Genomic DNA, 25,947 nt, shown 5'->3' with positions numbered 1-25,947 from the left:
CGAATGTAATTAGGGGGCCTGCAAACGCTCGAATGCTTGCTTGACTGGCTGGACTTCGATGCCGCTTTCGTCGATTTGTTGCAGCTGGGCGGCGAGGACGCCGCTAGTGACGGTGCTCCGGTCCGTCGCGATGGTGGTCGCCCGGATGCCGGTCGAGCCAGGCGGCGCGATCTGGTGGTAGACGAGGATGAGCCAGCCGTTCACTCGGGATGTCTCAGCCAGCGCTCCGGCCAACTGGTCCGGCGTGGTCTCGTCGGTCACGTAGAAGACCTTCAGATCGTGCGGATCGAGGTTCTGCCGGGTGTTGATGCCATCGTCCGTCCCGCGGACGATGTTGAAGTACTTACTCGCGTACCAGTCGACCTGGGGGTCGGACCGTCCGTACGGGGGTGCCAGGTCATCGGTGGCGAAGCCGGCAGCCGCCAGCGACTCCTCGCTCTTCCGCAACTGCTCGTCGAGCCGGTCGACGCCGACGGACGTGAGATCGACGTGTTCGTAGCTGTGGGCGGCGATCTCATGCCCGGCATCGTGCAGCTGCTGCACCTCCGCGGCCGTCATGAAGTTCGGCGTCTCGATGGAGCTGGCATTGACGTAGTGGGTGGATCGGAAGCCGTGCTTGTCCAGGAGAGGCAGGGCGCGGTCGTACACCGACTGCCAGCCGTCGTCGAAGGTAATCGAAACCATGGGCTGGCCCCAACGGAGGGGTCCTGGCTTGGTGACGTCGGCCAGCGAATAGCCGCGGACGCTGGTGGTGCCGTCCCCGTGCGACACCAGGGTAACCATTGCGGTCTTGGCTCCGCCGGGGACTTGGAACGCCTTTTTGATCGTCGTCCACTCTCCCGCCGGCGGCACCGTCGCTAGGTTGCGGAATGCACGCCCACCGTCAGCGAGCTCGAATTCTGCCACCACGTCCACCTCCCGCTCGGACTGGTAGGTCGCGCCAAACTCGAAGTACCGGTCGGCGGTTACCGGGATGGGCTGGTACTGCCACTTCGCCTCACCGCTTTGGTAGTTCGTGATGCGGGTCCGGAGGTAGCCGCCGCGCTCGTCTTCGCCGCGCCCGGAGTCCACAGTCAACATCCCGGAGGCGTACGGGGACCACGAGTCGGGTGCGGCCGGCAGGGAACCGGCGAGCCCGGGATTAGGAATGAGGTTGGGGGCCGTCGTCGCGGCGGGCGGCAGCCGGACGTCGGATGCCGCCTCGAGGTACGCGCCCTCGACCCGGACTGCGCCCGCAGAGGTGAGCTTGAAGACGTACTCCACCGCTGTGGTCGTGTCTCCGGTGTTGAACGCGTCGCTCACCGTGAACACGGAATTTCCCGGCCGCTCGAGAGGGTTGGGCAGCTGCTCCAGAGTGGTACTGCCGTCGGTGTGGTGGTGGCGGGCCAGCAGCGCGAAGTCCGCGTCACTGGTGGTGTACGCCTTGAACAGGTAGGTCTGGCCGGGCTGGACGTCCACCCGCGGGCTCGTCAACGTGACATCGCCCGACGAATACTGGGTGACTTCGAGCTTCAGCGCCTGGGCGTTCAGCTCCCCGCCGACCAGCTCCAGCGAGGTTCGGGCGTCGCCGGTGTGGCTGACGTTCCAGCCGCCCATGGGGGCGGCTGGCGCGGACGGGCCCGGCGCCGGCATAGCGCCCTCTGCAGTCCGATCGAGCGCAGGGAGAAGATTTGCGCCGGGCCGCGCCTGAGCCATGCTGCTCGTCCCGTTCGTGTACAGCAGCCACCCGGCGGTGATCATGACGACCACCACTGAGGTGACTACTAGGGGATTCAGCAGCACACGGAGAACCCACCCGCGCTTACGCGCCACGGGCTATCACCACCATGCTGCCAGCCCGTTGAGGCGACTTCCATGTGTTCATTTCCGTCCGGCGGAACAGGCCCCGCGAGCGCGCAATGCACCGAATCGCCGCCGTCAACTGGACCAGGTCCATGATGTAGAAGAGGAAGTACGCCGTGGGCGCGTAGACGGCCAGCCGGGAGCGTTCACGCACGGTCAGGTTTTCATCCATCCAGATTGTCAGCAGTGTGTAGGCGGTGATGGTCGCGTACGCGCCAAGTATCAGGGCGGGCGTTCGCGTCGCCAGCGACCAGTAGACCGCGTACGTCCAGGCCAGGGGTGAGATAAGCAGCGTGAACTCGCTAAGCACCGCCATTGGCATCCGGTAGTAGGCCAAGGTGCCGGTGTATCGGCGGCTCGGGTTGAAAATCATGCGGCGGTACTTGACGAGGTTCTGGAGGCTTCCGTACTTCCAGCGGTAGCGCTGCTTCGCCAAGGCGCGGAATGTGAGCACACCCTCGGTCTTCGCGACTACATCAGCGCCAAAGACCATGCGGAAGCGCCGGTTGCCCAGGCTGGTGATTTTCGCGCTCAGGCCGATGTCCTCAGTCAGGGTGTCCGTGTCGTAGAAGCCAACCTTGCGCAGCACACGCATCCGATAAGTGGAGGCCACTCCACCCACCACGAACTCACAGTTCAGCAGCGAGTAGAGCTTCTTCGAGCGGTAGCCGATCATATGCTCAAACCGCTGAAGGATGCCGAGCGCCGTCGTCTCTTCCAGAATCTGCACGTTGGCGGCAACACCGGCCACGTGCGGGTCATCGAAGTAGGACAGCGCGTTGGTGATGGCGTCCGGCTCGATGACCGAGTCGGCGTCGAGCGTTATCACGAACTGACCGCGCGCGTGCCGGCGGAGCGCTGAGTTGAGCGCCGCGCCCTTGCCGACGTTCTTGCGCATCCGCACCATACGAAGGTCCATCTCGGGGTGACGCACCTGGAAGTCACGGACCAGCCGACCAGTGAGGTCGGTAGACGCGTCGTCCGCGACGAGGACCTCAAAGGAGCGGTAGGTGCTGCGCCGAATGGAGTCGAGCGTCCTGACAATCACCGCCTCCTCGTTGTGGGCGGCGATGGCGATTGATACCAGCCCGGGCACCTCGGGGAGGGCATGCCGGGTCCAGGTGGCCGTTGCTGCACACTCCGCCTCGTACTCGACCGGGAGCCGGACGCCCCTCATGCTCTTCCGCCGCTGCTGCCAGACGTCGTACAAGTTGGCGCCCACCAGGTATAAGCCGAAGTGCACCACGTAGAGGATGCTCACACCGGCGAAGAGCCAGAAGATCACGAGGGCGAAGTCCATGCTCACGCCTCCGGGGAGTTAGCGGCGAGCACGGGCACGTGCGTGCCGGACCGGCGGTCGGCGCGACGGTTCCACAGCGCGCGGCGACGCACCTGCACGGACGCGCCGGCCGGCGCCCCGGCCGCAGCGAGAGCCGCACGGGCGGCTCCGCGCCGATACAGCCAGATGCTGACGAAGCGGATGATCGTCGTGAGGATCACGAGGCCCCACAGCACCATGCTGAGCTGAGCCACGAAGCCGAGCAGGCCCTCAAACATGGCGCCGTCCCGGCCGAAAGTCATCTGTGAGGTCATGGCGACGTTATCGATGTGCGTCATCGGAGGCCCTCCCCGGCCTGTTCCACCGTCGTACGGAGTGCCATGGCGGTCCGACCGCGGCTGCCGATAGGGGTCTGCGCCTCCCTCTCACGCGGGAAGCAGGCCAGGGCACTCTGGTCGGGGTGGGTGGTGAACTCGGACGTCGAACCCGCGTCGGCGGTGGCGGTCCTACCAGCATCTGATTCCGTTGACACCTGTATCATTCGATTTCCCCATTCCCGAGCATTACGTCTTTGTCGGCTTCGGGACCCTGTCGACGACGGTGTCGAATCCAAGGGGCGTAGCCTCGCCGGCGCAGAAGAAGTCTTGGAGTCGAAACTCCAGTTACCAGCCCTGCAAACCGCGACGCCCTAGCGGCGTCGATGATGTGGTGAACCCCCTAACGAGTGGCTTCGTTTTCGGTCTTTCAGGGCCCGAATTTGCCTCCCGGCTTCGTCAACCATACGAGCCGGTTGCAACGCTGAACACGAGTAATCGGTACCTAAATGTGATTCGAAAACTACTTACGCACCGGTCCTTGGCCCCTGGGCCGGTTAGGTACCAACCCGCCTGGGCCCGGCGACCAAAGGCGGGCACAAAGAAAGGCAGCACCCCAGCGATGCTGGAGTGCTGCCCACTTCTTCCTCGGCTCTCGACCCGTAATTCCCCTACCGGTCGCCGGTTTCGATACCGGCTAGGCGTTGGCTTTGACCGCCGCGGCCAGCACCTCGAGGCCGTCCAGCAGCAGCTCGTCGCTGATGACCAGCGGCGGAAGCAGTCGGATGACATTGCCGTAGGTGCCGCAGGTCAGGATGATGACGCCCTCCCTCAGGCAGTGGGCGGCGACGGCCTTGGTCAATTCCGGGTTCGGTTCCTTGGACCCGGCCTGGACCAGTTCGATCGCGAGCATGGCCCCGCGGCCGCGGACGTCCCCGACCACGGACTCCTCGGCGGCGAGATCCCGCAGCCGGCCAAGGGCGAGTTCCTCGATGTGCCGGGCCCGGGCGTTGAGGTCATACTGCTCCATCGAGCCGATCGCGGCCAGCGCGGCGGCGCACGCGACCGGGTTCCCGCCGTAGGTGCCGCCGAGGCCGCCCGCGTGGACGGCATCGAGCAGGTCTGCCCTGCCGGTGATCGCGGACAGCGGCATGCCGCCGGCGATGCCCTTCGCCATCGTGATGATGTCCGGGACCACGCCTTCATGGTTCACGGCGAACCATTCCCCGGTGCGGCAGAAGCCTGACTGGACTTCATCGGCGATGAAGACGATGCCCTTGTCCTTGGCCCAGGCCGCCAGCGCGGGAAGGAAGCCCTCCGCGGGCACGATGAAGCCGCCCTCGCCCTGGATCGGCTCGATGATGATTGCGGCAACCTGCTCGCCGCCGATCTGCTTCTCGATCATGGTGATGGCGCGCTTGGCGGCCTCGGCACCGGTGATCTCCGGGTTTTCCTCGCGGTACGGGTAGCTCATCGGCATCCGGTAGACCTCCGGCGCAAAGGGGCCGAAGTTGGTCTTGTACGGCATGGCCTTGGCAGTCAGCGCCATGGTCAGGTTGGTGCGGCCGTGGTAGGCGTGGTCGAAGGCGACGACGGCGTCGCGGCCGGTGGCCAGGCGTGCCACCTTCACGGCGTTTTCGACAGCTTCCGCACCGGAGTTGAAGAGCACCGTGCGCTTCTCGTGGTCGCCGGGGGTGAGGCGGTTCAGCTGCTCTGCGACGGCAACATAGCCTTCGTACGGCGTGACCATGAAGCAGGTGTGCGTGAAGTGCTCCACGGCCTCCTTCACGGCCCCGACGACGGCCGGATCCGAAGCTCCCACGCTCGTCACGGCGATGCCCGCACCGAGGTCGATGAAGGAGTTGCCGTCGACGTCGTGGATAATGCCGCCGTCGGCATCGGCCACGAAGACCGGGACGCTGGATGCGACACCGGCGGCCACGACGGATTTGCGGCGTGCGGTCAGGGCAAGGGACTTGGGGCCCGGGAAGTCAGCCTGGACGCGGCGCTTCTGCTCCAGACGGTAGGTGATGTCATGTGCGGTGGTGGTCATGGGAAGGCCTTTCTGGGCGTCGAGCGGACGCGGGCGGGGAGTATTGGGGCTATGCATCTAGTGCAGACATGACGTGCTTTATGCGCGTGTAGTCCTCGACGCCGTATATGGACAGGTCCTTGCCGTAGCCGGACTGCTTGAAACCGCCGTGCGGCATCTCGGCGGTGAGCATGATGTGGGTGTTGATCCACACCGCGCCGAAGTCCAGATCGCGGCTGACGCGCATGGCCGTGCCGTGGTCGGTGGTCCAGACGCTGGAAGCCAGGGCGTATTCGACGTCGTTGGCCAGCTCGACGGCTTCCTCCTCGGTGCTGAACTTCTGCACCGTGATGACCGGCCCGAACGTTTCCTTCTGGACGATGTCGTCGCTCTGCTTGGCCCCCGTGACGATGGTGGGTTCGAAGAAGAATCCCTTCTCACCCGCGCGGTGGCCGCCGATTTCGATCTTGCAGTTATCGGGCAGCGACTCCACGGCGGCGGTGACTGCCTTGAAGTGGTTGACGTTGTTGAGCGGGCCGAAGTAGTTGTCAGCATCGTTCTGGGACCCGGTGTGCAAGGTCTTCGTGTGCTCCACCATGGCCGCCACGACGTCGTCGTGCACCTCCTCCTGAACCAGCACTCGGGTGATTGCCGTGCAGTCCTGGCCGGCGTTGAAGAAGGCGAACTCGGCGATGGCCGCGGCGCTCTTCTTGATGTCCGCGTCCTTGAAGACAATGGCCGGGGCCTTGCCGCCGAGTTCGAGGTGGGCGCGTTTAAGGCCCTTGGCAGCGCCTGAGGCGACGGCGATGCCGGCCCGGACGGAACCGGTGATGGAAACAAGGCCCGGCACGCGGTGCTCCACCATCATGGCGCCGGTCTCGCCCGTGCCGAGGACCACGTTGAGTACGCCGGCCGGGAAGATCTCGCCGGACAGGCGGGCCAGGACCAGGGTGGACTCGGGCGTGGTGTCCGAGGGCTTGAGCACCACGGTGTTGCCGGCGGCCAGCGCGGGTCCGATCTTCCAGATGGCCATCAGGAACGGATAATTCCATGGAGCCACCTGGGCCACGACGCCGATCGGTTCACGCCGGACGTAGGAGGTGTGTCCCTCAAGGTACTCGGCGGCCGACTTGCCTTCAAGCACCCGGGCGGCGCCGGCGAAAAAGCGCAATTGGTCGGCGCCGGCGGCTACTTCTTCGGCAGCGATGAGTGAGCGGACCTGCCCGGTGTTCCGGTGCTGGGCCTCCACGATTTCATCGCTGTTCGCTTCGATGGCATCGGCAAGCTTGAGCAGCAGCAGCTGGCGGTGGGCAGGTGTTGCCCGCTTCCAGCTCCTGAAGGCGTTCGACGCCGCCGTCATGGCGAGGTCGACGTCGGCCGCCACCGAGATCGGCGACGTCGCCACCACTTCACCGTTCGTGGGATTGACGATGTCAAGAGTCCCGGTGCCTGCGGGGGTGACGAACTCGCCGTTGATGAAGTTCTGCAAGGTTTGAACCACGGTGTACAACCTCTTTCACGCGCTGAAGGGCCCAGTTGGATTGCTCCGAGCCTATGGCAACGCAGGTCGGCAGGGAATAGCCACATGCACACCCCAGTCGGAAGCCTTTAGTGCGTTTGACCAGCCGCGGCTATCCTGAAGACATGGCTATTTCCCTCGCCGCCCTGCTCGGGGTTCCGTCCCTGAAGCTCACCAAGGCGGGCCTCGCCGAGACGACCTCGCACCAGGACATCATCTGGGTGGCGGTTACCGAGCAAGAGGACCCGCAACGGTTCCTCAACGGCGGCGAACTCGTCCTCACCACCGGCATGCGGCTGCGCAGCGCAGCCGACCAGCGCCGCTTCGTCCGGCAGGTCCAGAGGGCAGGCGCCGTGGGAATCGGCTTCGGTATCGGGCTCACGCACGAGTCCGTCCCCCCGGCCCTGATTGCCGAGGCCAACCGGTGGGGACTGCCCGTCGTGGAGGTCCCGTACGACACCCCGTTCATCGCCATCGGGAAACTCGTAGCGGACGCGCAATCGGCGGACCACTACGGCAAGCTGGAGCGCCTCATCGCCGGGCACCAGATCCTCGCCCGCGCCCTCCTGACCGGCGGCGGCCTCACCGAACTGCTCAAACACCTCGGCTCCATGCTGCGCACGGAGATTGTGCTGACCCAGTTCACCGCCCAGCTCTATAACAGCGTGCCGGGCAACCCGGCCCCCAACGCTGACGGCTGGACCTCCTACCCCATCCCGACCGGCCGCCGGGATGCCTGCACGCTCTGGATCAAGCAACCCTTCGAGGACTCAGGCATCGTGGGCTACGCCCAGAACCTCATCAGCGTGGAACTCAACAACATGGTCAAGCAGCGGCAGTCGCAGCGCGCCCTTGCGGGGCAGGTCCTCGAGGACGTGATCCACGGGACCCTGGAGCCCAGCGAGGCCGCCCGCCGGCTCGCCGGCATCGGTGTCAACAGCACCCGAAAGAACGTCGTGCTGCTCGTTGAATCGGCGGCGCATTCCAAACAGCTCGGAAGCACCTCGTTGCCCCAGCCGCTGGACACAGCGGTGAGCGCCGCCGTCGGGAAGGACCTGATCGCCGTCGTCCCGGACGACGGAAGCGGAGCCGGCACGCTTGCCCGCGCCCTGGGCGACCACCTGGCCGAGGCGGGAATCCATGCCACCATCGGCATCGGCGGCGCCTACACCAAGCCCAACGGCCTGCGCTGGAGCTACTTCGAGGCACGCGACGCGGCGGGCCGGGGCCTGCCGGTGAACGAGCCGGAGCGCCTGAGCCTGACCTCGCTGCTGCTGGCCAGCGAAGACGTGCCGCTGGCCGACATGGCGCACGAGTCCCTGAATCCGCTCCGGGCCTTCGATGCCGCGCACGGCGCCGAGCTGATGGCCACGCTGGAAAGCTACCTCAACAACAACGGCTCCGTGGCCGCCGTCGCCGAAGAGCTCACGCTGCACCGGAACACCGTCCGCTACCGGCTGGCCCAAGTTACCGAGCTGACGGGTTACGACCCGGCCCAGACGCCGGACCGCGTGCAGTTGTGGCTGGCCTTGGCTGTACAGCGGCTCGGGGCCCGCCAGCTGCACTGACGGGCTGCACCCGCGACGCGTGTCACTTAAGTCGGCCGTGCAAACGTCAAACGTCTAACCTTTAGGAATGACTTCCACGGCGCAGACCGAACCTCACGAGACCGCGACCGTCCGGCCCGCAGCACCAGCCCGGCCGCGGGGCGTTCTCGTGGCCGGGGTGGTTGCACTCGTGCTGATCGGACTGAATCTGCGGGCCGGCATCACCGGGGCAGCCGCCCTGCTTCACGACCTGCAGGCGGTCCTGGGCTACGGGCCGCTGGTTGCCGCGATCATCCCGTCCATTCCCACACTGTGCTTCGCCGTCGCCGGCGCCGCCACGACCTGGCTCACCCGGCGCCTTGGCCTTGAGAAGGCCATCCTGCTTTCGCTGGGAATGCTGGCCGCGGGCCTGTTGCTCCGCGGCGTTCCGTCCACCGGAATGCTGCTGGCCGGGACAGTGGTGGGCATGTCCGGGCTGGCCATCTGCAACGTGGCGATGCCGTCGTTCATCAGGGTCCACTTCGCGGACCGGACGTCCCTCATGACCGCGCTTTACACGGTAACCATGACCACGGGCGCCACCGTCGTCGCTGTGCTGATTGTCCCGGTGGCGCAGGGGCTCGGATCAGCATCGGCTGGCCTCGGTGCCATCGGCTTCCTGGCCCTGGGCGCCTGCCTCGGCTTCCTGCCGATCGCCCTGTATGCGCACCGCAATGCTTCCGACGTCAAAGCCTCCCCGGTGGCCCCCTGGCCCCTCCTGCGCACCCGGACGGGCGCCCTGATCACGCTCGGCTTCACCGTACAGGCGCTCCTGGCCTACGCGGTATTGAGCTGGTTCCCCTACCTGCTGGTGACACTGGGAATGACCGGGGCCGACAGCGGGCTGATGTTCGGCCTGATGCAGCTCGTGTCCGTTCCCGCCGGCATGATTCTGGTGGGAATCGGCTCCCGGCCCCGGATGCAGCGCACCGCGTTCTATCTGGCAACGGTGACCATGGCGCTCGGCGTCCTGGCGATGCTGGTCCTGCCGGTCGACTGGGCCCCGCTCACGGCGGTGCTGCTTGGCTTCGGGCTCGGCATCTTCCCCTTGGTCATGGTGATGATCAGCCGCAGTGGCCGGACCACCGCGGAGACCACCGCAATGTCCACGGTCGCCCAGTCGGCAGGGTATCTGCTCGCCACCCTCGGCCCGTTCGGCATGGGCCTGCTGCACAGCGCGACGGGTTCCTGGACGCTCCCGTTGGTCCTGCTGCTGGCCGTTGCCCTCGGGCAGGTCGCCGTCGGCCACCTCCTGACCGCGCGGCCCAAGAAGCGGCAGGCGACGCCCGCGGAAAGGATCCAGCGATGACCTTGACTGCCTCCCACAGGCCACCGCTGGTCGAAGAGATCACTGCCAAGCTACGCACCCTCATCCAGTCGGGACAATGGCCGCTCCAGCAGCGCATCCCGGCGGAACCGGAGCTGATGGCCGCCCTCGGCGTTTCCCGCGGAACCCTGCGGGAGGCGATCAAGGCCCTCGCCCACAGCGGCATGCTTGACGTCCGCCGCGGGGACGGCACCTACGTCCGGGCCATCAGCGAGATGTCGGGTGCGGCGCAGCGGATGTACCAGGACCATTCCGAGGAACACATCCTTGAGGTCCGCGTGGGGCTGGACACGCAGGCGGCACGGCTTGCTGCCCGCCATGCGACGGCCGGGGACATTGCCGCCCTGCGGGAACTGCTTGCCGCCCGCCGCGCCGCCTGGCTGGCCGAAGACTATGCCTCCTGGGCCCAGGCCGACTGGGACTTCCACGTAATGGTGGCCAAGGCGTCCGCCAATCCCCTGCTGCACGAGCTCTACGCCAGTTTCGGCGTCGTGTTCCACGCCGATCTCCTGCGGCAACAGCGCCGGGCGGGGTTCAACGGGCTTCCCAACGAGGGCCACGGCGAACTGGTTGACGCCATTGCCGGGCGGGACGAAGCCGCCGCCGTCGGAAGCGTCACCCGGAACCTGAATTCCTGTGCGGAGTGGCTCCGGGAGTAACGTCCAAGGGATTTCCAAGGTCGCTCGAAGATGCTCGACCCAGCGGCCGGCCCATTTTGCGCCCGCGGGGCTGGAACTCAGCCGCCGTCGGCGCCTGCCAACGCCGACTTTGAGCGGCCGGCTCCTGCGCCCAGCAGCAGGAGCCGGCACGACGAAGGCCTCCGGGCCGGAACTGAGGTTCCGGCCCGGAGGCCTCTTGTGTCCCGCCTGGACCGGCGTGGAATCAGATCAGCGTGAGAGGCCCTTGAAGACGTTCTTGGGCCGCTGCATCTCGCCATGCTTCGCGCCGAGCACGATTACCCAGCCGGCGAACACGGGGATGGCCCACTGCAGCGCCTTCAGCTGCTGCTGGGCGGAACGCAGTTCGTCGGACGCGCCCGGCTTCGGCTCCGTCGCGCCTTCGGCACCTTCGCTGGCGAGCTTCTCCACCTTTGCGCCCTGAAGGCCCGCGTACAGTGTCACAGCAGCCCCGGCAAGGGTGACGATGGTCTTGTAGATGGTCAGCCGGGTCACGCCGTCCTGCTTGCTCATCCGGTCTTTGTTCTCCCAGATGACAGCCAGGCCGGCGAGGATGTGGGCGCCGAAAGCGGCGGTCTGGAACGGGGACCACTTCTTCCAGCCCAGGCTCGAAAGCCGGGTCCGCTCGGCGGGGTCCTTGGCTTCGGCGGCCGCGCCGTTCAGCCCGATGGCGCCCATCAGCGAGCCGCCGAACCAGGCGCCCGCCGTCAGGTCGTGGATGGATCGGGCAACAAGATTACCTGCCATGTTGAGCTTCCTATCGTGTGTGTTCTCGGATCCGCAGTACCGGCAGCAGCTGTTGATGCTCGTGCTGCCGGGAGGGCATGTCCGAAAGCCGGGCATGATCCAGCTATAGTAAGCACACTTACCAACATCTTGGTAGTGCCTCGGGTGTCCGCCCGCGGAAGCTCCGCCTGCGGCGTAAGATCGGGGCCATGAAAGAAACTGGGCAGCTCTTCGGTTGGTCCTTCGGCGACAAGTCCCGGGCGCACGAGCCGGGATACCTGGACGGCCTCCGGGAGGCGGCGCTGGCGAACGCGAAGCAGGACGCCTCCTCGCGCGGCTTCGAGGTGGAAGCAGGCGCGGAGACGTACGCAGTGATCGAACAGGGAGAGACCCTGGCCGAAGTGGACTCCGCGCCGGGCGGCGGGCTCATCGTCCGGTGCACCGTGACGGTGGTGGGCCCGGGTGCGGGCAGGATCCACCCCGAAGGCCCGATGAACGGTTGAAGACGGCGGCGGAACGGAAGGACGGGGACGGATCGGATGTCGGCTAACGGAACTGCAATCGGAGACGCAGCCGACGCCGTGGAGGCGGCGTCGAACAGCACTGTGCTCGACGTGCTCGCGCGTGCCGGTTTCGCGGTGATGGCCCTGCTGCACATCATCATCGGTGCGATTGCCGTGGCGCTGGTTCTGGGGGCCCCCGGCCAGGCCGAACCGACCGGCGCAATCGAGCAGCTCGCGGCCAACCCGTGGGGCCCGGCGGTGATGTGGGCGGGTTTCATCGGCTGCGCCGGGCTTTCGCTCTGGCAGCTGAGCGAGGCGACGCTGCGGGCGCGGCATCTCCCGCGCGGTCAGCGCCTCGGCAAGCTTGTCTCCTCCGGATTCCTCAGCATCGCCTATGGCAGCGTCGGCCTGAGCTTCGCAGGCTTCGCCCTGGGCCAGCGCGGCGATTCCGGCGACTCGACGCGGGACTTCAGCACTGCGTTGGTGCACAGCCCCTTCGGGGTCCCGTTGCTGATTGCCCTCGGCCTGACCATTATCGGGATCGGGGTGTACTTCGTGCTCAAGGGGGTGGGGAAAAAGTACAAGGACGAGCTGCGCCATTTTGAGGGTACGCACCGGGGGCGCCTGGTCAGTGCGCTGGGCGTCGCCGGACACATCGCCAAGGGGGTTGCACTCGTCCTGACCGGGCTGCTCTTTGTCATCGCCGCTGTCACCAACGATCCCGGCTCCTCGACGGGTCTCGACGGCAGCCTCAAGGCCCTTCAGGACCACCCCTTCGGACCCGTCCTTCTGGTGGCCATCGGGGCCGGCTTCATTGCCTACGGCGCGTTTGCCCTGGTCCGCGCCCGCTTCGGCCGGATGTAGGTCCTTCAGGAAGTCAGCCCGTAGCCTTCCGCAACGGAACTACATCGCCTTCCTGGTACAGCAGCGCCCGCACCTCGGACTCGGCGGAGTCCAGCCGTTTCGGGTCAATGGTCTCCCCCTCGGCGAAATGGTCCAGGATCCGCGGGTCGACATAGCTTTTCCGGGCGATCGACGGCGTGTTCCCCAGCACCGTCGACGCATCCACCATGGCCCGGCTCACTGCGCGCTTGCGGGCCGAAACCTTGGGCTGGGGCCCGCTCTTCGCCAGGCTGACGGCCGCGGCGACCGTTCCCCGGAGGGTACGGAAGTCCTTCGCGGTGAAGTCCTCCCCGGTGCGCTCCTTGACGTATTCGTTGATGTCCGCACTCGACACCGGGTGCCAGCTGCGACCATTCTTGTAGGCCAGCAGCCGGGCATTGCCGCCGCGCCGCTTGAGCTGGCGCACCACGGCGGCAAGGTCGGCATCCTTGATCCGCGACTCCCACTTCTTGCCGCTCTTGGCGGGAAAGCTGAGCCTCAGCTCGTCCTTGTGCACCTTGACGTGCGCGCAGAGCAGGGTGGCGAGACCGTGGCTGCCGTTCTCGTTCGTGTACCGTTCCGAACCGACCCGCAAGGATCCGCTGTCCAGCATCCGGAAGGCGGCCGCCAGCACCCGCTCGCGGGTCAGGCCCTCCGAGCGGAGGTCCATGGTCACCAGGCGGCGTGCGGAGGGCAGGGTCTCGGCCAGCTGGAGCGAACGGTCGAACTTCAGCCGGTCCTTCCGTTCCCGCCAGCCGGGGTGGTAGATGTACTGGCGCCGGCCGACCGCGTCGACGCCGGTGGCCTGGATGTGCCCGTTGTCGTACGGGGCAATCCAGACGTCCGTCCAGGCCGGCGGAATACCGATGCTCTCCAGCCGGTCCCGAACCGGACCGGGAGGCAGCGTAGACCCGTCCAGATCCTTGTAGCTGAACCCGGTACCGGCCGGGACCCGGCGGTACCCCCGGCCGGACGCATTGCTGTGACGTAGCCTCATGACGGTAAGCCTACTGACTACCCGCCGGGAATGCGCCCGTCAGACCTCGGCGGCTACCCCGCCGCGGGAAATCTCCACCATGTCCTCGCGGGGGACCACCTTGATGCGTTCGCGCTTAATCCCGTCGGCACCGGTACTCGCCTTTTCGCCGAGCGACCGTTCGTGCGCGTCCAGCGCCAGCCAGCCTTCCCAGCTGGTGTACTGCACGCCGCGGCTCTCCAGCAGCTCGACGACGGCGTCCGGCGCCGGTGCCGCTGCCAGCGGCAGGCTTTCGCGGTCCTCCAGCAGGTGGGTCACGGTTTTCCAGGGCGTCGCCCTTGGTGTGGCCGATCAGGCCCACAGGCCCGCGCTTGATCCAGCCCGTCGCGTAGATGCCCGGGACATGGCTGCCGGAGGCGTCCAGGACGCGGCCGCCGTCGTTCGGCACAACACCCTTGCTGTGGTCGAACTCCACCTCGGGCAGGGACGAGCCGAAGTAACCGATGGCGCGGTACACGGCCTGCACGGGGTAGTCCACGAACTCGCCGGTGCCGCGGGCGTTGCCCGTGCCGTCCAGCTCGGTGCGCTCGAACTTGATGCCCGCGACGCGGCCCGGCGCCTCGGCGTCGTCGTAAACCTCCACCGGGCTGTGCAGGAAGTGCAGGTGCAGGCGGCGGGAGGCCGTGAGCTCGGAAAGGTCCTCGGGCTGCTCGGCGATCCAGTTGGTGAGTGTGCCCACCATGGTCTTGGTCTGGTTGTTGCTCTGGATCTGGCGGTCGGATTCTTCGTCGAACTCGAAGTCCTCGGCGTAGAGGATGATGTCCACGTCCTTCGAGTGGGACAGTTCGCGCAGTTCCAGCGGGGTGAACTTCACCTGGGCCGGGCCGCGGCGGCCAAACACGTGCACGTCGGTGACGGGCGAGGACTTGAGGCCGGCGTAGACGTTGTCCGGGATTTCCGAGACCAGGAGGTCATCCGCGTGCTTCGAGAGCATCCGGGCCACGTCCAGGGCTACGTTGCCGTTGCCGATCACGGCAATTTCCTTGGCGTCGAGCGGCCATTCGCGGGGCACGTCGGGGTGGCCGTCGTACCAGGACACGAAGTCGGCGCCACCGTAGGAGCCCTCGAGTTCGATGCCCGGGATGTTGAGGTCCGCGTCCTTGATGGCGCCGGTGGCGAAGATGACGGCGTCGTAATGGGTGCGGAGGTCCTCGAGCGAGAGGTCCGTGCCGTAGTCCACATTGCCGAAGAAGCGGATGTCGCCGCGGTCCAGGACCTTGTGCAGGGCGTTGACGATCCCCTTGATCCGCGGGTGGTCCGGGGCCACCCCGTACCGGATCAGGCCATAGGGCGCCGGGTAGCGGTCGAAGAGGTCGATGCTCACGGTGAGTTCGCCGCTCTTGACGGCCTCGCTCTTGGTCAGGAGGTCCGCAGCGTAGACACCCGCGGGCCCGGATCCGACGACGGCGATGCGCAGCGGGCGGGCAGCGGTTCCTGCGGGGCTGGTCTGTGACACGGCTGTGTTCCTTTGTTCTTCTGCATCCGTTGCTCCGTAACTGCCCTTTTGAGGGCTCAAAACGGCAGTTATGGAGCAATCGACGGGGTTTAGGGGGTCAGGACGCGCGGGGCGTTCGCGGTGGTGGTGCTGTAGTCGGCGGTCTTGAAGTGCGGCGGAGCGAACGGGCTGACCCGGACCACATCGCCGATCACGATCACGGCGGGGTTCGCGACGCCTGCGGCCTCCGCCTGGTCCGCGATGGTCCCGAGCGTTCCGATGGTCACCCGCTGGTTGGGCAGGTATCCATTCTCTACGATGCCAACAGGCGTCCCCGCTGGCAAACCGGCGCGGGCCAGGGAGGCTGCAGAATCGCGGAGTTGGCCGACGCCCATGAGCAGAATCACGGTGTGGTCGGCCCTGGCCGGTACCTCCGAGAGCTCCTCATGGCCGGTGACCACGCTGAAGCCCTTGGCCAGCCCGCGGTGCGTGACCGGGATGCCCGCTGCGGCCGGGACGGAGATTGCCGAGGTAACGCCGGGGACCACTTCCACCTCGACGCCGTTCTGCCGGCAGAACTCCGCTTCCTCCCCGCCGCGGCCCAGGACGTACGGGTCGCCGCCCTTGAGCCGGACCACGCGGTGGCCCAGCAGGGCCTCGTCGACCAGAATCCGGTTGATCTCGGACTGCGGGACAGGATGGTGTCCGGGGGTTTTGCCGACTTCGATCACGCGGACATCCGGCGCCAGTTCGCTGAGGAGCTCGCGGGGACCGAGGCGGTCCGCCACCACGACGTCGGCCTGGCCGAGCAGCCGCCGCCCACGGACCGTGATGAGTCCCGTGTCGCCCGGTCCCCCGCCCACCAGGGCCACGGACCCCTGCGCCGTATCGATTCGGGAGGCACGGCGCCGCCGCAGCGGCAGGTCCCCGGTTTCCAAGGCGGTCGCGACGGCGTCCCGCAGGGCCATGGCGCGGCGCGGGTCTCCCCCGGCATTCACTGCAATCTTGACATCGTCCATGACGGCAACGGCGGGGGTCCAGGCCGCGGAGGATTCGTGGTCGGAGGCGTTGACGCACCAGATGCGCTGCGCCTCGGCGTCGGCGGAGACCCGGGCGTCCACCTCGGAGTTTCCGGTGGCGGTCTGGACGAACCAGACGCCGTCGACGTCGGACGTCCGGTACTGGCGCGGCTCCCAGGTCAGGAGGCCGGCGTCGGCGAGTTCACGCAGTGCCGGCGAGGCGAGCGGGGCAACGACGGTGACGACGGCACCGGCGTCGAGCAGCCCCTTGGCGCGCCGGGCGGCGACGGGGCCGGCGCCGACGACCAGTACGGGGCGGCCGAGGAGGCGCAGCGCGGTGGGATAAATGTCCGAGATTGCCATGCATCGACGATAGGGCGGCGTTTCGGAGCGGAACAACGACGCGGAAACACCCGTTCACGCGGGGTAACGCCGCGTCACATGGGCTTCAGCCCTTCCTGCCTTCGGTGGCCACGCCTTCGATGAAGTGCCGCTGGCCGAAGGCGAAGAGAACGAGCATGGGCAACGTGATCAGCAGCGTGGCGACCATGACGTACTGGTAATCCCCCTGGCCGCCGTTGGTCGGACTGAATTTGGTCATGGCGTAGGCGATGCCGAGCGGGGCCGTGAAGCCTTCCGGCGAGCCTGCGTTGAGGTAGATCAGTGCGGACTGCAGGTTGTTCCAGCTGGCCTGGAACTCGAAGATGAAGATCACCACGAGCGAGGGGATGGACAGCGGCAGGGCGATCAGGCGGAACAGGCCGAAGTAGCTCGCTCCGTCAATCCGGGCAGCCTCGAACAGTTCCCGCGGCAGGCCCAGGAAGAACTGGCGTTGCAGGAAGATGTAGAACGCGGAGCCGAACAGGTTCATGCCGAACAGAGGGATCCAGGTGCCCAGCACTCCCAGGTTCTTCCAGATCAGGTACTGCGGGACCATGGTGACGGCGCCCGGCAGCATCATCGTGGCGAGCACCAGCCCGAACAGGATGGACCGGCCCGGAAAACGGAAGTATGCGAAGCCGAACGCGACCAGTGAACTGGAGAACGTGACGAGCAACGCGGCGAGGAGGGCGATGACGAAGCTGTTGCCGATCCAGTGCAGGAGCGGCAGCTGGTTCCAGACCTCGGCGAAGTTTTCCGGAGCGAAGGTCCGCGGTATCAGGGAGTTGTCGAAGACCTCGGCGCGCGGCTTCAGGCTTGCCGAGATGAGCCAGACCAGCGGGTAGAGGAAGGCGCCACTGATGACGATGAGGAGTACCCACAACGCCGCACGCGCCGCCGTCGATCGCGGGGTACGCCGCTTCCGCCGCGGCCGCGCCGGGGCTGCGGGCTGACCGGTTGGCTCCGCTGGACGCGCCGCGTCCGGCGCCGCACTTGGCGGCGTGGTTCCTATTGTTGCCATCAGCCCTTGTCCCCCTCGTAATAGACGTACCGGTTGCCGATCTTCACCTGGAGCAGGCTGATCAGCAGAATGATCACGAACAACACCCACGCCATGGCCGAGGCGAAGCCGAAGTTGAATTCGCGGAAGGCCTGCTGGAACAGATAGATGCCGTAGAACAGGGACGACTCCGGCGAGACGTTCGTCTGGTCCCGCCAGAACAGCAGATACGCCTGGTCAAACACCTGTAGCGCCGCGATCGTCAGCACGATGACATTGAAAAAGATCGCTCCGGAAATCATCGGGACCGTGATGGAGAAAAACTTCCGCACCGGCCCGGCGCCGTCAAGGGCCGCAACCTCGTACAGGTCCCTCGGCACGCTCTTGAGCGCGGCCAGGAAAATCACCATGGTGCCGCTGACACCCCAGAGCGTCATGAGGACAATCGACGGCTTCACCCAGGCAGGATCGATCAGCCACTGCGGGCCGGAAATCCCGAAAAACCTCAGCGCCTGGTTGATGGCGCCCGTGTTCCCGTTGAGCAGCAGCAGGAACACCGCTGCCGTCGCTACGGAAGGGGTCATTTTGGGGAGGTAATACACCGTCCGGAAAAAGCCTGCACCGCGTCCCACCCGGTTCAGCAAAAGTGCCAGGCCCAGGGCCACGCAGATTTCCAGCGGGACGGCCATCACCGCGTAAAAGAGCGTGTTGGCGAGCGAGAGCGCAACCTTGGGGTCGTCGAACAACAGCGCGTAGTTGGCGGTGCCCGCCGGCCGCGCCACGTTGGTCGCCAGGTTGTAGCGGCTGAAGGAAATCACCAGGCTGTAGGCCATGGCCCCCAGCATGAACACGACAAAACCGATGATCCAGGGCGAAATGAAGAGATAGCCGGCCAGCGCTTCACGGCGGTTGTACTTCACCCGCCGGGGGCGGGCAGGGCGTCTGGTGCCGCTGGAGCCCGATTTCCGGGCCAAACCTGCGCTCACAGAGTGCTCCGTTCTTCGGCCCGGAGCAGTGGGCACGCCTGACCGCGGGGCTGCCCGCCGCCTTGCGCGCCCCTCCGGGTTACGCTAGCTTTCGAAATAGCAAGTGTACTTATTTTTTGGGAAGACTACTGTCTTTCATTTATATCTGTTCTGGCATTGTCGCCGGAACTGGAACGGAAGGAAACCCATGGGCGCTAGGAAAACTGTGCTGGCTCTGGCCGTGGTGGCGGCGTTGGCTGCGACGACGGCCTGCGGGGCGCAAAGCAGCGGGACTGCCGCGGAGAAGCCGGAATTCTCGAAGGACGCCTCCGGCGCAATGACCGCCTGGGGCTTCGACAACGCTGACGACGTGGGAAAGGCCCGCATGGCCTATGCGGCCGACCAGCACAAAGAGCTGCAGATCACGATGGACCAGACTGCTTTTGATGCGCAGAAGTTCACTACCCGCGCAGCGAGCGGCGACGTGCCGGATGTGGTGCAGATGGACCGCGCCTTCGTGGCCACCTATGCTGCGCAAGGATTGATCAAGCCCCTGGATGCTTGCTTCAGCGCCCAGGGCATGGACCCCGCCAAGCAGTTCTACCCGGCCGTGACGGAACAGGTCACCTACAAGGACCAGATCTGGGCGGTGCCGCAGTTCTACCAGCCGGCGGCCATCATCCTCAACCAGGCGGTGCTGCAGGGCGCGGGAGTGGACAAGGACCAGATCGACACCTCGGACAAGACGAAACTCCTGGCCGCGGTGTCCAAGACCTACAAGACCAGCGGCGACAACCCCAGCACTCTCGGGTTTGATCCGGTGGCCGGGGGCCAGACGGAGCTGTGGCTGCTCGCCAACGGCGGCCGCATCATGGATGACAAGGGAGCGCCTGCCCTTGACGACCCCGCCAACGCGGAAGCCCTGAACTACCTGAAGGAGATCCACGACGCCCAGGGCGGTTACGCCAAGGTCAAGAGCTTCTCTGATTCGTTCGACACCTTCGGAAAGGACAACCAGTACGTCACGAACAAAGTTGCCGCGCAGGTGGACAACCAGTGGTATGTCAACGTGCTTGCCCCGTATGCCCAGACCCTGAACATTTCCGCCGTGCCGTTCAAGGACAAGTCGGGCAGCGCGGTTACCGTGGCAGGCGGAACGTCCTTCGTCATCCCGGCCGGGGCCAAGAACCCGAATGCTGCCTGCGCCTGGATGACGTCGCTGGTGACGGACGACGCCTGGACCGCGGCCGGCGCCGCGCGGGCGGCCAAGATTGCAGCGACTCCGGGGGCCATCAACACCGGGCTCTTCACCGGGTCGCCGTCGGCCGACAAACTGATCCGGGAGAAGTTCGTCAAGCCCAGTGGAAATGCGGGCTTCGACGAAACCATCTCGACGTTTTACGACGTCCTGCCTAACGGCAAGACCCTCGGGGCGTCCCCCGCGGGCCAGGCAATCAAGACCGAACTGAAGAACGCCGTGGCGTCAGCCCTGCTCGGCGAAAAGACCGCGGAGAAGGCGCTGGCCGATGCCCAGGCGGCTGCCAAGCGGGCCTTCGACCAGGCCGCGTCCTAGCAGTAATCTTCGTGGCCTAACAGGCGGAACCGGGCGGGACCTGCTCAGCAGGTCCCGCCCGCTTTTGCTTCCAAGCCGCTCCTACGCCGGTCCGTGGTCCCGCGCGATGGCCACGGCCTCCTCGATGCCGCGGGTCCACGGATCACCGTGTCCGGGGAGCACCAGGCCCGCCCCGGTCCGCTCCAGCGCACCGAGCGACTCCAGGTTTTGGCCGCTGTCAGCGGTGGCCGCCCCTGCCACAATCCGCGGCCCGGTGCGTCCGGTGTAGGGGTCCAGGGTCACCAGGGCGTCGCCGCTGAACAGGACACCCCGGTCCGGAAGGAACAAGGCACAGTGGCCGCTCGTGTGGCCCGGCGAAAACACCACTTCCGGCCTGCCGGGGACCGGCAGCGGGCCGTGACCCGGAAAATAGCTGAGATTCTCGACGCCCCGCACGTGCAGGGCACCCGCCCGCGTCATGCTCGCCAGCACCGGCAGACCGGCCGGATGGGTCAGCGAAAACACGAACCGTGACCTCTCGTGCCGGTAGCGGTACGGGTGGCGGGCTATGAACGCGTCGTCGGGGTGCACCCAGACGGGCACTCCGTGCTCGCTGCGGAGCCTTCGGGCCAGTCCGAGATGATCAAAGTGGGCGTGGGTCAGCACTACCGCCCGGACATCATCGACGCCCCGTCCCAGACCCCGCAGCGCATCCAGCAGGGCTCCCCACATCGCCGGCAGCCCGGAATCCACCACCGTAACGCCTTCGTCATCCTCCACCAGATAGAAATTGACGTGTGCCTGTGAAATGAGATGCACACCATCTGCCACAGCTGTTATAGACATGGGGTCATTCCTTCCGTTCTTGCCCGGCACCGGTGACGGGGACCTTGGGCTCTGGAGATTGCTGATAAGCAGTCTTATCATCTAGGCAGGCCGGGTATCCCGCCCGGCCCTTTCCACCAGGCGACGTCGGGCTCCCTTGCGGGGCCGATGGCCGGCTAGCGAATGGAGTTCACCATGACAACAGCAAGCCGCTCCTCGGCGGACAGAACCGCCCTCCAGAAGGCGGCGCAAGCGGTTGGAGCAGTTTTCGTGCTCGTAGGCATCCTCGGCTTCATCCCTGGAATCACGGCAAACTATTCGTCCCTCGGGATGGCCGGTCACGATTCGGCGGCATTGCTGCTGGGCGTCTTCCAGGTTTCCGTCCTGCACAACATCGTCCACCTGCTTTTCGGGGTTGCAGGCCTGCTGCTCGCCCGGACGCCTGCGCAGGCCCGCAATTACCTGGTGGTCGGCGGCGCCATTTACATCGTGCTGTGGCTCTACGGCCTGTTGATTGACCACAATTCAGCGGCGAACTTCGTCCCGGTCAACACCGCCGACAACTGGCTGCACCTGGTTCTGGGCCTTGGCATGATCGCCCTCGGCCTGGCTCTCTCCTCCAACCGCCGGGGAGCTACGACGCCGCGCACCCGGTAACGGGAAGCCCACCGATTACGCCCGCGCTTCAGCACGGTCCGCGTCCGGGCCGTGCTAGCGCGTGCCGCCGGAAAGCAGGCCCCGGCGGCGCAGCAGGCGCTTTTCAATGGGGCCGAAGACCAGCAGTTCTATCAGGATGCCGACGGCGAGGATCAGCAGGATGGCGGACATGACGATGGTCATGTCCGAGAGGTCGCGGCCCTGGTTGAGCATGGACCCCAGCCCGAAGCCGATGCTTCCGCCGACCGCGATGATTTCCGCGGCCATCAGGGAGCGCCAGGAAAAGGCCCAGCCCTGCTTCAGTCCGCCGAGGTAGCCGGGCAAGGCGGCCGGGAGAACAATCTGCAGGGCCAGTTGCAGCCGGGAGGCGCCCAGGACCGTGCCCACGCTGCGGTACTGCGGCGGAATCTGGTCCACTCCGGAGATCAGCCCGTTGATGATCGAGGGGATGGCCCCCATGAACACCACGAAGTAGACCGTGGCGTCGGTGAGGCCGAACCAGATGATGGCGGCCGGTACCCACGCCACGGACGGCAGCACCTGGAGCCCGGAGATCAACGGCCCGAACGCGCGGCGCAGGGGTGCCACCTGGGCCAGCAGGAGCCCGATGGGAGTGGCGATGGCCACGCTGATGAGGAACCCCACGAGTCCGCGTTGCAGTGAGGTCCAGACGGCTTCCTGCAGCTTGCCCCCGGCCCAGAGATGGCCGAATTGTGCCAGCACGTCCAGCGGGCCCGGAACCAGGTCACGCCGCTTGAAACCCATCGAGACGTAAAACTGCCAGGCGAGCACCAGCACCACGACGGCCGCGATGGGCAGGAGGATCCGGTTCCATTCAATGCGGGCCCCGCGCCGGGCGTCGGACTGGAGCGAGTCCAGCCCGGACTCGAGTTCGCGGAGGTCGGCCGTGCCGGTGGAGGAACGCGTCAGCGCAGCGGTGACGGACGCCGCCCTGGCGGGGGCCCGCGCCGGATCCGGGGTGGCACCGGCCGCGGTGCGGAACAGGGACTTACTTGGCATGGCGGCGGATCTCCTCGCGTAGCCGGGCGGTGATGACGCCGGTCAGCTGGCCGGCCAGGCCGGCGTCGGTGCGGTGTTCCTCGCTGACGTGCCACTCCTGGACGACCCGACCGGGCCTAGACGAAAGCAGCAGCACGCGCTGCCCGAGCCGGACGGCTTCGCGGACGTTGTGCGTGACGAAAACGATGGTGCGGCCCGTTTCCTTCCAGATCCGTTCCAGCTCGTCGTGGAGCAGGTCCCGGGTGATCGCGTCCAGGGCCGCGAAGGGCTCGTCCATGAGCAGCAGCTGGCGGTCCTGGGCCAGCGAGCGCGCCAGGGCCACGCGCTGGCGCATCCCGCCGGAAAGCTCATGCGGACGCTTGTCCCCGGCCCCGTCCAGGTGCACGAGCTCAAGGAGCTGGTCGGATTTCACCCGGCGGTCGGCCTTGCCGACGCCGCGGAGCTTGAGGGCCAGCTCGACGTTCTCCCGGGCCGTCAGCCAGGGAAAGAGGGCCGCGTCCTGGAACATGAAGGCGGCACCGTCGCTGGGTACCTCCAGGGCTCCCGACGTCGGGGCCTCAAGTCCCGCGATGATGTTCAGCAGGGTTGACTTGCCGCAGCCCGACGCACCGAGCAGGGCGACGAATTCGCCCTGCCCGATGGTGGCGTTGACGTCGTCCAGCACCGGGGCGCCGGCGCCGAAGCGCTTGCCCAGGTTTTCCAGTACGACAGGCATGGTCACGTCCTTACATTTTGAGGAGCGGTTCGGGGGGAGCCGGTTAATCCTTGCCGAGTCCTTGGGCGGAAATCCTCGTCCCGGAGGAGCCCTCGGCCAGGACCGCGTTCAGGGCGGTGAGGTCGAATATTCCGTTGATGTCGGCCTGGCTGGTGGTGCCGGCGTCCACGCCGTCCTGGAGCAGCTTCCGGTAGGTCCCGGCAAGTGGATCGACGGTGAACGCGATGTTCTTGAGCGAGCGGTCAATGACCTCTGCCGGCAGGGCCGCCCCGGCGGATTCCTTCAATGCGGCGTTCAGCGTTGTGGCTTTGTCCGCGGCCGAGGCGGTGTTGAGCCAGTCCACGGACTCGGCATGGCCCTTCAGCAGCGCCTTGACGGTGCCGGGGTGCTCTTGCGCGAACTTCTTGTTCACGATCAGGACCGTGGTGACGAACTCACCCTTGTCCCACAGGTCCTTCTCATCGACGAGCACTTTCGCCCCGGCCTGCAGGACCAGCCGGGAAGCCCACGGCTCGGGCAACCACGCACCGTCAAGCTTGCCGTCCTGGAACAGCTTCAGGGTCTGGGCGTTTTCGGTGGGATTGATCGCGATGTCGCCGCCGCCGTCGGTGGTGGTCTTGTACCCCTGCTTGCCGAGCCAGGCCCGCAGGGCAACGTCCTGGGTGCCCCCGAGCTGCGGCGACGCCAGCTTTTTGCCGGCAAGGTCCGCAGCGGAGGTGATTTCCGGCTTGACGACGAGCTGCGCGCCGCCGGAAGCGGCGCCCGCGACAATGCTCACCGATTCGCCCTTACTTTTGACGTAGGAGTTGATCGCCGGGTTGGGGCCGATGTAGGTGGCGTCGATCGCGCCGGCATTAAGGGCCTCGACGGCGGCAGGACCGGCGTTGAAGACCTGGGTGCTGAGTTTCGTCTCGCCGATGGCCTCGGCGATCAGGCCCCGGCTGACACCGACCAAGGCCGGGGCGTGCGTGATGTTGCCGAAGTAGCCAAGCCGGAGTTCCGCGGCCGGAGCGGCAGCTGTTTCGGTTGCCGTGCCGGCGGCCGGTTCCGTGCCGCGGGATACTGTCGAAGCCACCGCAGCGCCAGCTCCTATGAGCAGGGCAAGTCCGGCGGCGAGGCCGACTTCGAGGGTGCGCTTGCGTTTCGGTTTGCCGGTCTGGCCGGCGACGATCCGGGTGGTGCCCGGCGTCGGTTGTTGATTGTGCGGGGCGGGCGTGGGGTTTTCGGGCGTTGATGACATAGCTGGAGTCCTGTTCTGGGAGGGTGGGCGGCCGGGCGGGGGTTCAGCTCCGGCGACATCGCCTCCGGAAGATCCGGCCGAGGCTGCCGGAGAGGCTTCTGCTGGTTGTCATGGGATTCACCCTAGGGAGTGTCCCGAACAGGGTTCAACGGTCCGGCAACCGGGGGTCACGGGGGTTCACGGAGCGTCACATTCCGGGCCGGCATCCAGCTTGTTGAGCCGGTCAGTCACCCTTGACGTTGACGAGCTGCCGGAGCTTGTGCCGTATTTTGACGAGATCGGCTGAGTCCTGCATCACCTGGTCAATGGGCTTATAGGCGGCCGGGATCTCGTCGATGAAAGCCTCGCTGGCACGGAATTCGATACCCCGCATGGCGGCCTTCAACTCCTCGAGCGTGAAGGCCTTCCGCGCAGCGTTCCTGGAGTACTCCCGCCCGGCCCCGTGCGGCGAGGAGTTGAGGGACATCGGGTTCCCCAGCCCTTCCACCACATACGACGCCGTGCCCATGGACCCCGGGATGAGCCCGGGGTCGCCGGCTTCGGCCCGGATGGCTCCCTTGCGGGAGACCCAGACCGACTTGCCGAAGTGCCGCTCCTTCGCGGTGAAGTTGTGATGGCAATTGATCCGCTCCATCTCCCGGACGCGGCCTCCCACCCATGATTCGAATTGCCGCACCAACCGGTCCATCATCTCCTCGCGGTTCAGCAACGCGAAGTGCTGGGCCCAGCCGAGTTCCCGGATGTAGCGGTCGAATTCGGGTGTGCCTTCCTCCAGATAGGCCTGATCCCGGTCCGGCAGGGCCACGCCGCGGCGCCGCACCACGCTCTGGGCCTCAGCGATGTGCCGCTGGGCTATCTTGTTGCCCACCCCGCGGGAGCCCGAATGCAGGAACAGCCACACGGCGTCGGTTTCGTCCACGCACACCTCGATGAAGTGGTTGCCGGACCCCAGGGATCCAAGTTGAAGTTCCCACTTGGGTGTGTACTTCGCGGGGTCAAAGCCGGCCCTGGCCGCCAGTTCCCGCAGTTCGGCCAGCCGGGGTGCGGCGGAGGCCGAGATCTCCCGGTTGTTGTGGCCAGCGGAGAGCGGCACGGCCCGCTCGATGCCCTGCCGCAGCGGCTTCCGGTCCGCGGGCAGGTCCATAAGCGCGTACTGGGTGCGGACGGCGATCATGCCGCAGCCGATGTCGACGCCGACCGCCGCAGGCAGGATGGCGCCGAGGGTCGGAATGACGGATCCCACGGTGGCACCCAGGCCAAGGTGGGCGTCCGGCATCAGCGCTATATGCGGATGGATGAAGGGCAGCTGGGACGTGGAAACGGCCTGCGCGCGGGTTTTTCCGTCGAGGATGGACGCCCAGCTGATGAGCCTGCTGTTGATGGTTTCCACGGTTCGCCTCCCACTGACGATCATG

The 25,947-nt window shown here is 66.6% G+C and carries 22 protein-coding genes and 1 pseudogene; 7 read left to right on the top strand and 16 right to left on the bottom strand.

Annotated features, from left to right (window positions below; genetic code table 11):
- Window positions 1-9: 9 nt before the first annotated feature.
- The 5 genes from QFZ65_RS05440 to QFZ65_RS05420 all read right to left on the bottom strand — a co-directional run bounded on the left by QFZ65_RS05440 (window position 10) and on the right by QFZ65_RS05420 (window position 6,968).
- Window positions 10-1,782, bottom strand: coding sequence for a polysaccharide deacetylase family protein (locus tag QFZ65_RS05440; protein ID WP_306908762.1), 1,773 nt, complete (start codon window positions 1,780-1,782; stop codon window positions 10-12).
- Window positions 1,783-1,801: 19 nt separating this feature from the next.
- Window positions 1,802-3,142, bottom strand: a complete 1,341-nt coding sequence (locus tag QFZ65_RS05435) for a glycosyltransferase (RefSeq protein ID WP_306908760.1) — start codon at window positions 3,140-3,142, stop codon at window positions 1,802-1,804.
- A 2-nt stretch (window positions 3,143-3,144) separates the two neighbouring features.
- A complete protein-coding gene (locus tag QFZ65_RS05430) occupies window positions 3,145-3,459 on the bottom strand; it encodes a hypothetical protein (protein ID WP_306908758.1) in 315 nt (104 codons plus the stop codon).
- 673 nt (window positions 3,460-4,132) lie between these two features.
- On the bottom strand, window positions 4,133-5,488 hold the full coding sequence (gene gabT / locus QFZ65_RS05425) for a 4-aminobutyrate--2-oxoglutarate transaminase (protein ID WP_306908756.1): 1,356 nt from the start codon (window positions 5,486-5,488) through the stop codon (window positions 4,133-4,135).
- A gap of 49 nt (window positions 5,489-5,537) precedes the next feature.
- Window positions 5,538-6,968 (bottom strand): gamma-aminobutyraldehyde dehydrogenase, encoded by a 1,431-nt coding sequence (locus QFZ65_RS05420; RefSeq protein ID WP_306908754.1) that lies wholly within the window; start codon window positions 6,966-6,968, stop codon window positions 5,538-5,540.
- A gap of 143 nt (window positions 6,969-7,111) precedes the next feature.
- Here QFZ65_RS05420 and QFZ65_RS05415 point away from each other — a divergent pair, with 143 nt between their 5' ends.
- From QFZ65_RS05415 to QFZ65_RS05405, 3 genes are all read left to right on the top strand, one after another.
- Window positions 7,112-8,554 carry a PucR family transcriptional regulator gene (locus QFZ65_RS05415; protein WP_306908752.1) on the top strand — a complete coding sequence of 481 codons (1,443 nt, stop codon included), beginning with the start codon at window positions 7,112-7,114 and terminating at the stop codon, window positions 8,552-8,554.
- 67 nt (window positions 8,555-8,621) lie between these two features.
- Window positions 8,622-9,881: a CynX/NimT family MFS transporter gene (locus QFZ65_RS05410; RefSeq protein ID WP_306908749.1), complete on the top strand. Its 1,260-nt coding sequence runs from the start codon at window positions 8,622-8,624 to the stop codon at window positions 9,879-9,881.
- On the top strand, window positions 9,878-10,558 hold the full coding sequence (locus QFZ65_RS05405; protein WP_306908746.1) for a FadR/GntR family transcriptional regulator: 681 nt from the start codon (window positions 9,878-9,880) through the stop codon (window positions 10,556-10,558). The genes QFZ65_RS05410 and QFZ65_RS05405 overlap by 4 nt, the downstream gene beginning before the upstream one ends.
- A gap of 228 nt (window positions 10,559-10,786) precedes the next feature.
- On the opposite strand, the gene QFZ65_RS05400 is transcribed toward QFZ65_RS05405, so the two are convergent.
- Window positions 10,787-11,323: a hypothetical protein gene (locus QFZ65_RS05400; protein WP_306908745.1), complete on the bottom strand. Its 537-nt coding sequence runs from the start codon at window positions 11,321-11,323 to the stop codon at window positions 10,787-10,789.
- A gap of 188 nt (window positions 11,324-11,511) precedes the next feature.
- Between QFZ65_RS05400 and QFZ65_RS05395 the strand changes: the two genes are divergently transcribed.
- Together QFZ65_RS05395 and QFZ65_RS05390 are read left to right on the top strand one after the other, a co-directional pair.
- On the top strand, window positions 11,512-11,805 hold the full coding sequence (locus QFZ65_RS05395) for a hypothetical protein (RefSeq protein WP_306908743.1): 294 nt from the start codon (window positions 11,512-11,514) through the stop codon (window positions 11,803-11,805).
- Between the two features lie 36 nt (window positions 11,806-11,841).
- Window positions 11,842-12,669 carry a DUF1206 domain-containing protein gene (locus QFZ65_RS05390; protein WP_306908741.1) on the top strand — a complete coding sequence of 276 codons (828 nt, stop codon included), beginning with the start codon at window positions 11,842-11,844 and terminating at the stop codon, window positions 12,667-12,669.
- Between the two features lie 13 nt (window positions 12,670-12,682).
- Here QFZ65_RS05390 and QFZ65_RS05385 read toward each other — a convergent pair whose 3' ends face one another.
- The 5 genes and pseudogenes from QFZ65_RS05385 to QFZ65_RS05365 all read right to left on the bottom strand — a co-directional run bounded on the left by QFZ65_RS05385 (window position 12,683) and on the right by QFZ65_RS05365 (window position 18,532).
- On the bottom strand, window positions 12,683-13,684 hold the full coding sequence (locus QFZ65_RS05385; protein WP_306908740.1) for a DNA topoisomerase IB: 1,002 nt from the start codon (window positions 13,682-13,684) through the stop codon (window positions 12,683-12,685).
- A 39-nt stretch (window positions 13,685-13,723) separates the two neighbouring features.
- Window positions 13,724-15,179, bottom strand: a pseudogene (locus QFZ65_RS05380) (FAD-dependent oxidoreductase).
- An 89-nt stretch (window positions 15,180-15,268) separates the two neighbouring features.
- Window positions 15,269-16,540 carry a uroporphyrinogen-III C-methyltransferase gene (gene cobA / locus QFZ65_RS05375; protein ID WP_306908738.1) on the bottom strand — a complete coding sequence of 424 codons (1,272 nt, stop codon included), beginning with the start codon at window positions 16,538-16,540 and terminating at the stop codon, window positions 15,269-15,271.
- An 85-nt stretch (window positions 16,541-16,625) separates the two neighbouring features.
- On the bottom strand, window positions 16,626-17,579 hold the full coding sequence (locus QFZ65_RS05370; protein WP_306908736.1) for a carbohydrate ABC transporter permease: 954 nt from the start codon (window positions 17,577-17,579) through the stop codon (window positions 16,626-16,628).
- Window positions 17,579-18,532, bottom strand: coding sequence for a carbohydrate ABC transporter permease (locus QFZ65_RS05365; RefSeq protein ID WP_373427631.1), 954 nt, complete (start codon window positions 18,530-18,532; stop codon window positions 17,579-17,581). The genes QFZ65_RS05370 and QFZ65_RS05365 overlap by 1 nt, the downstream gene beginning before the upstream one ends.
- A gap of 199 nt (window positions 18,533-18,731) precedes the next feature.
- Between QFZ65_RS05365 and QFZ65_RS05360 the strand changes: the two genes are divergently transcribed.
- Complete coding sequence (locus tag QFZ65_RS05360) at window positions 18,732-20,096, top strand: extracellular solute-binding protein (RefSeq protein WP_306908732.1); 1,365 nt, start codon at window positions 18,732-18,734, stop codon at window positions 20,094-20,096.
- Between the two features lie 81 nt (window positions 20,097-20,177).
- Here QFZ65_RS05360 and QFZ65_RS05355 read toward each other — a convergent pair whose 3' ends face one another.
- Complete coding sequence (locus tag QFZ65_RS05355; RefSeq protein ID WP_306908729.1) at window positions 20,178-20,921, bottom strand: MBL fold metallo-hydrolase; 744 nt, start codon at window positions 20,919-20,921, stop codon at window positions 20,178-20,180.
- Between the two features lie 174 nt (window positions 20,922-21,095).
- Here QFZ65_RS05355 and QFZ65_RS05350 point away from each other — a divergent pair, with 174 nt between their 5' ends.
- A complete protein-coding gene (locus tag QFZ65_RS05350; protein ID WP_306908727.1) occupies window positions 21,096-21,557 on the top strand; it encodes a DUF4383 domain-containing protein in 462 nt (153 codons plus the stop codon).
- A 54-nt stretch (window positions 21,558-21,611) separates the two neighbouring features.
- Here QFZ65_RS05350 and QFZ65_RS05345 read toward each other — a convergent pair whose 3' ends face one another.
- The 4 genes from QFZ65_RS05345 to QFZ65_RS05330 all read right to left on the bottom strand — a co-directional run bounded on the left by QFZ65_RS05345 (window position 21,612) and on the right by QFZ65_RS05330 (window position 25,922).
- On the bottom strand, window positions 21,612-22,577 hold the full coding sequence (locus QFZ65_RS05345) for an ABC transporter permease (protein ID WP_306908724.1): 966 nt from the start codon (window positions 22,575-22,577) through the stop codon (window positions 21,612-21,614).
- Complete coding sequence (locus QFZ65_RS05340; protein ID WP_306908722.1) at window positions 22,567-23,292, bottom strand: ABC transporter ATP-binding protein; 726 nt, start codon at window positions 23,290-23,292, stop codon at window positions 22,567-22,569. The genes QFZ65_RS05345 and QFZ65_RS05340 overlap by 11 nt, the downstream gene beginning before the upstream one ends.
- Before the next feature lie 43 nt (window positions 23,293-23,335).
- Window positions 23,336-24,532 carry an ABC transporter substrate-binding protein gene (locus QFZ65_RS05335; RefSeq protein WP_306908720.1) on the bottom strand — a complete coding sequence of 399 codons (1,197 nt, stop codon included), beginning with the start codon at window positions 24,530-24,532 and terminating at the stop codon, window positions 23,336-23,338.
- A 223-nt stretch (window positions 24,533-24,755) separates the two neighbouring features.
- Entirely contained in the window at window positions 24,756-25,922 is a 1,167-nt protein-coding gene (locus tag QFZ65_RS05330; RefSeq protein WP_306908718.1) for an RtcB family protein, read from the bottom strand.
- Window positions 25,923-25,947 lie beyond the last annotated feature (25 nt).

The sequence above is a fragment of the Arthrobacter sp. B3I9 genome (genome assembly GCF_030816935.1).
In the GTDB taxonomy this organism is placed as follows: domain Bacteria; phylum Actinomycetota; class Actinomycetes; order Actinomycetales; family Micrococcaceae; genus Arthrobacter.
Note: the sequence above shows the minus strand (reverse complement) of the source record. Positions and strands in the feature narration are given on the sequence as shown.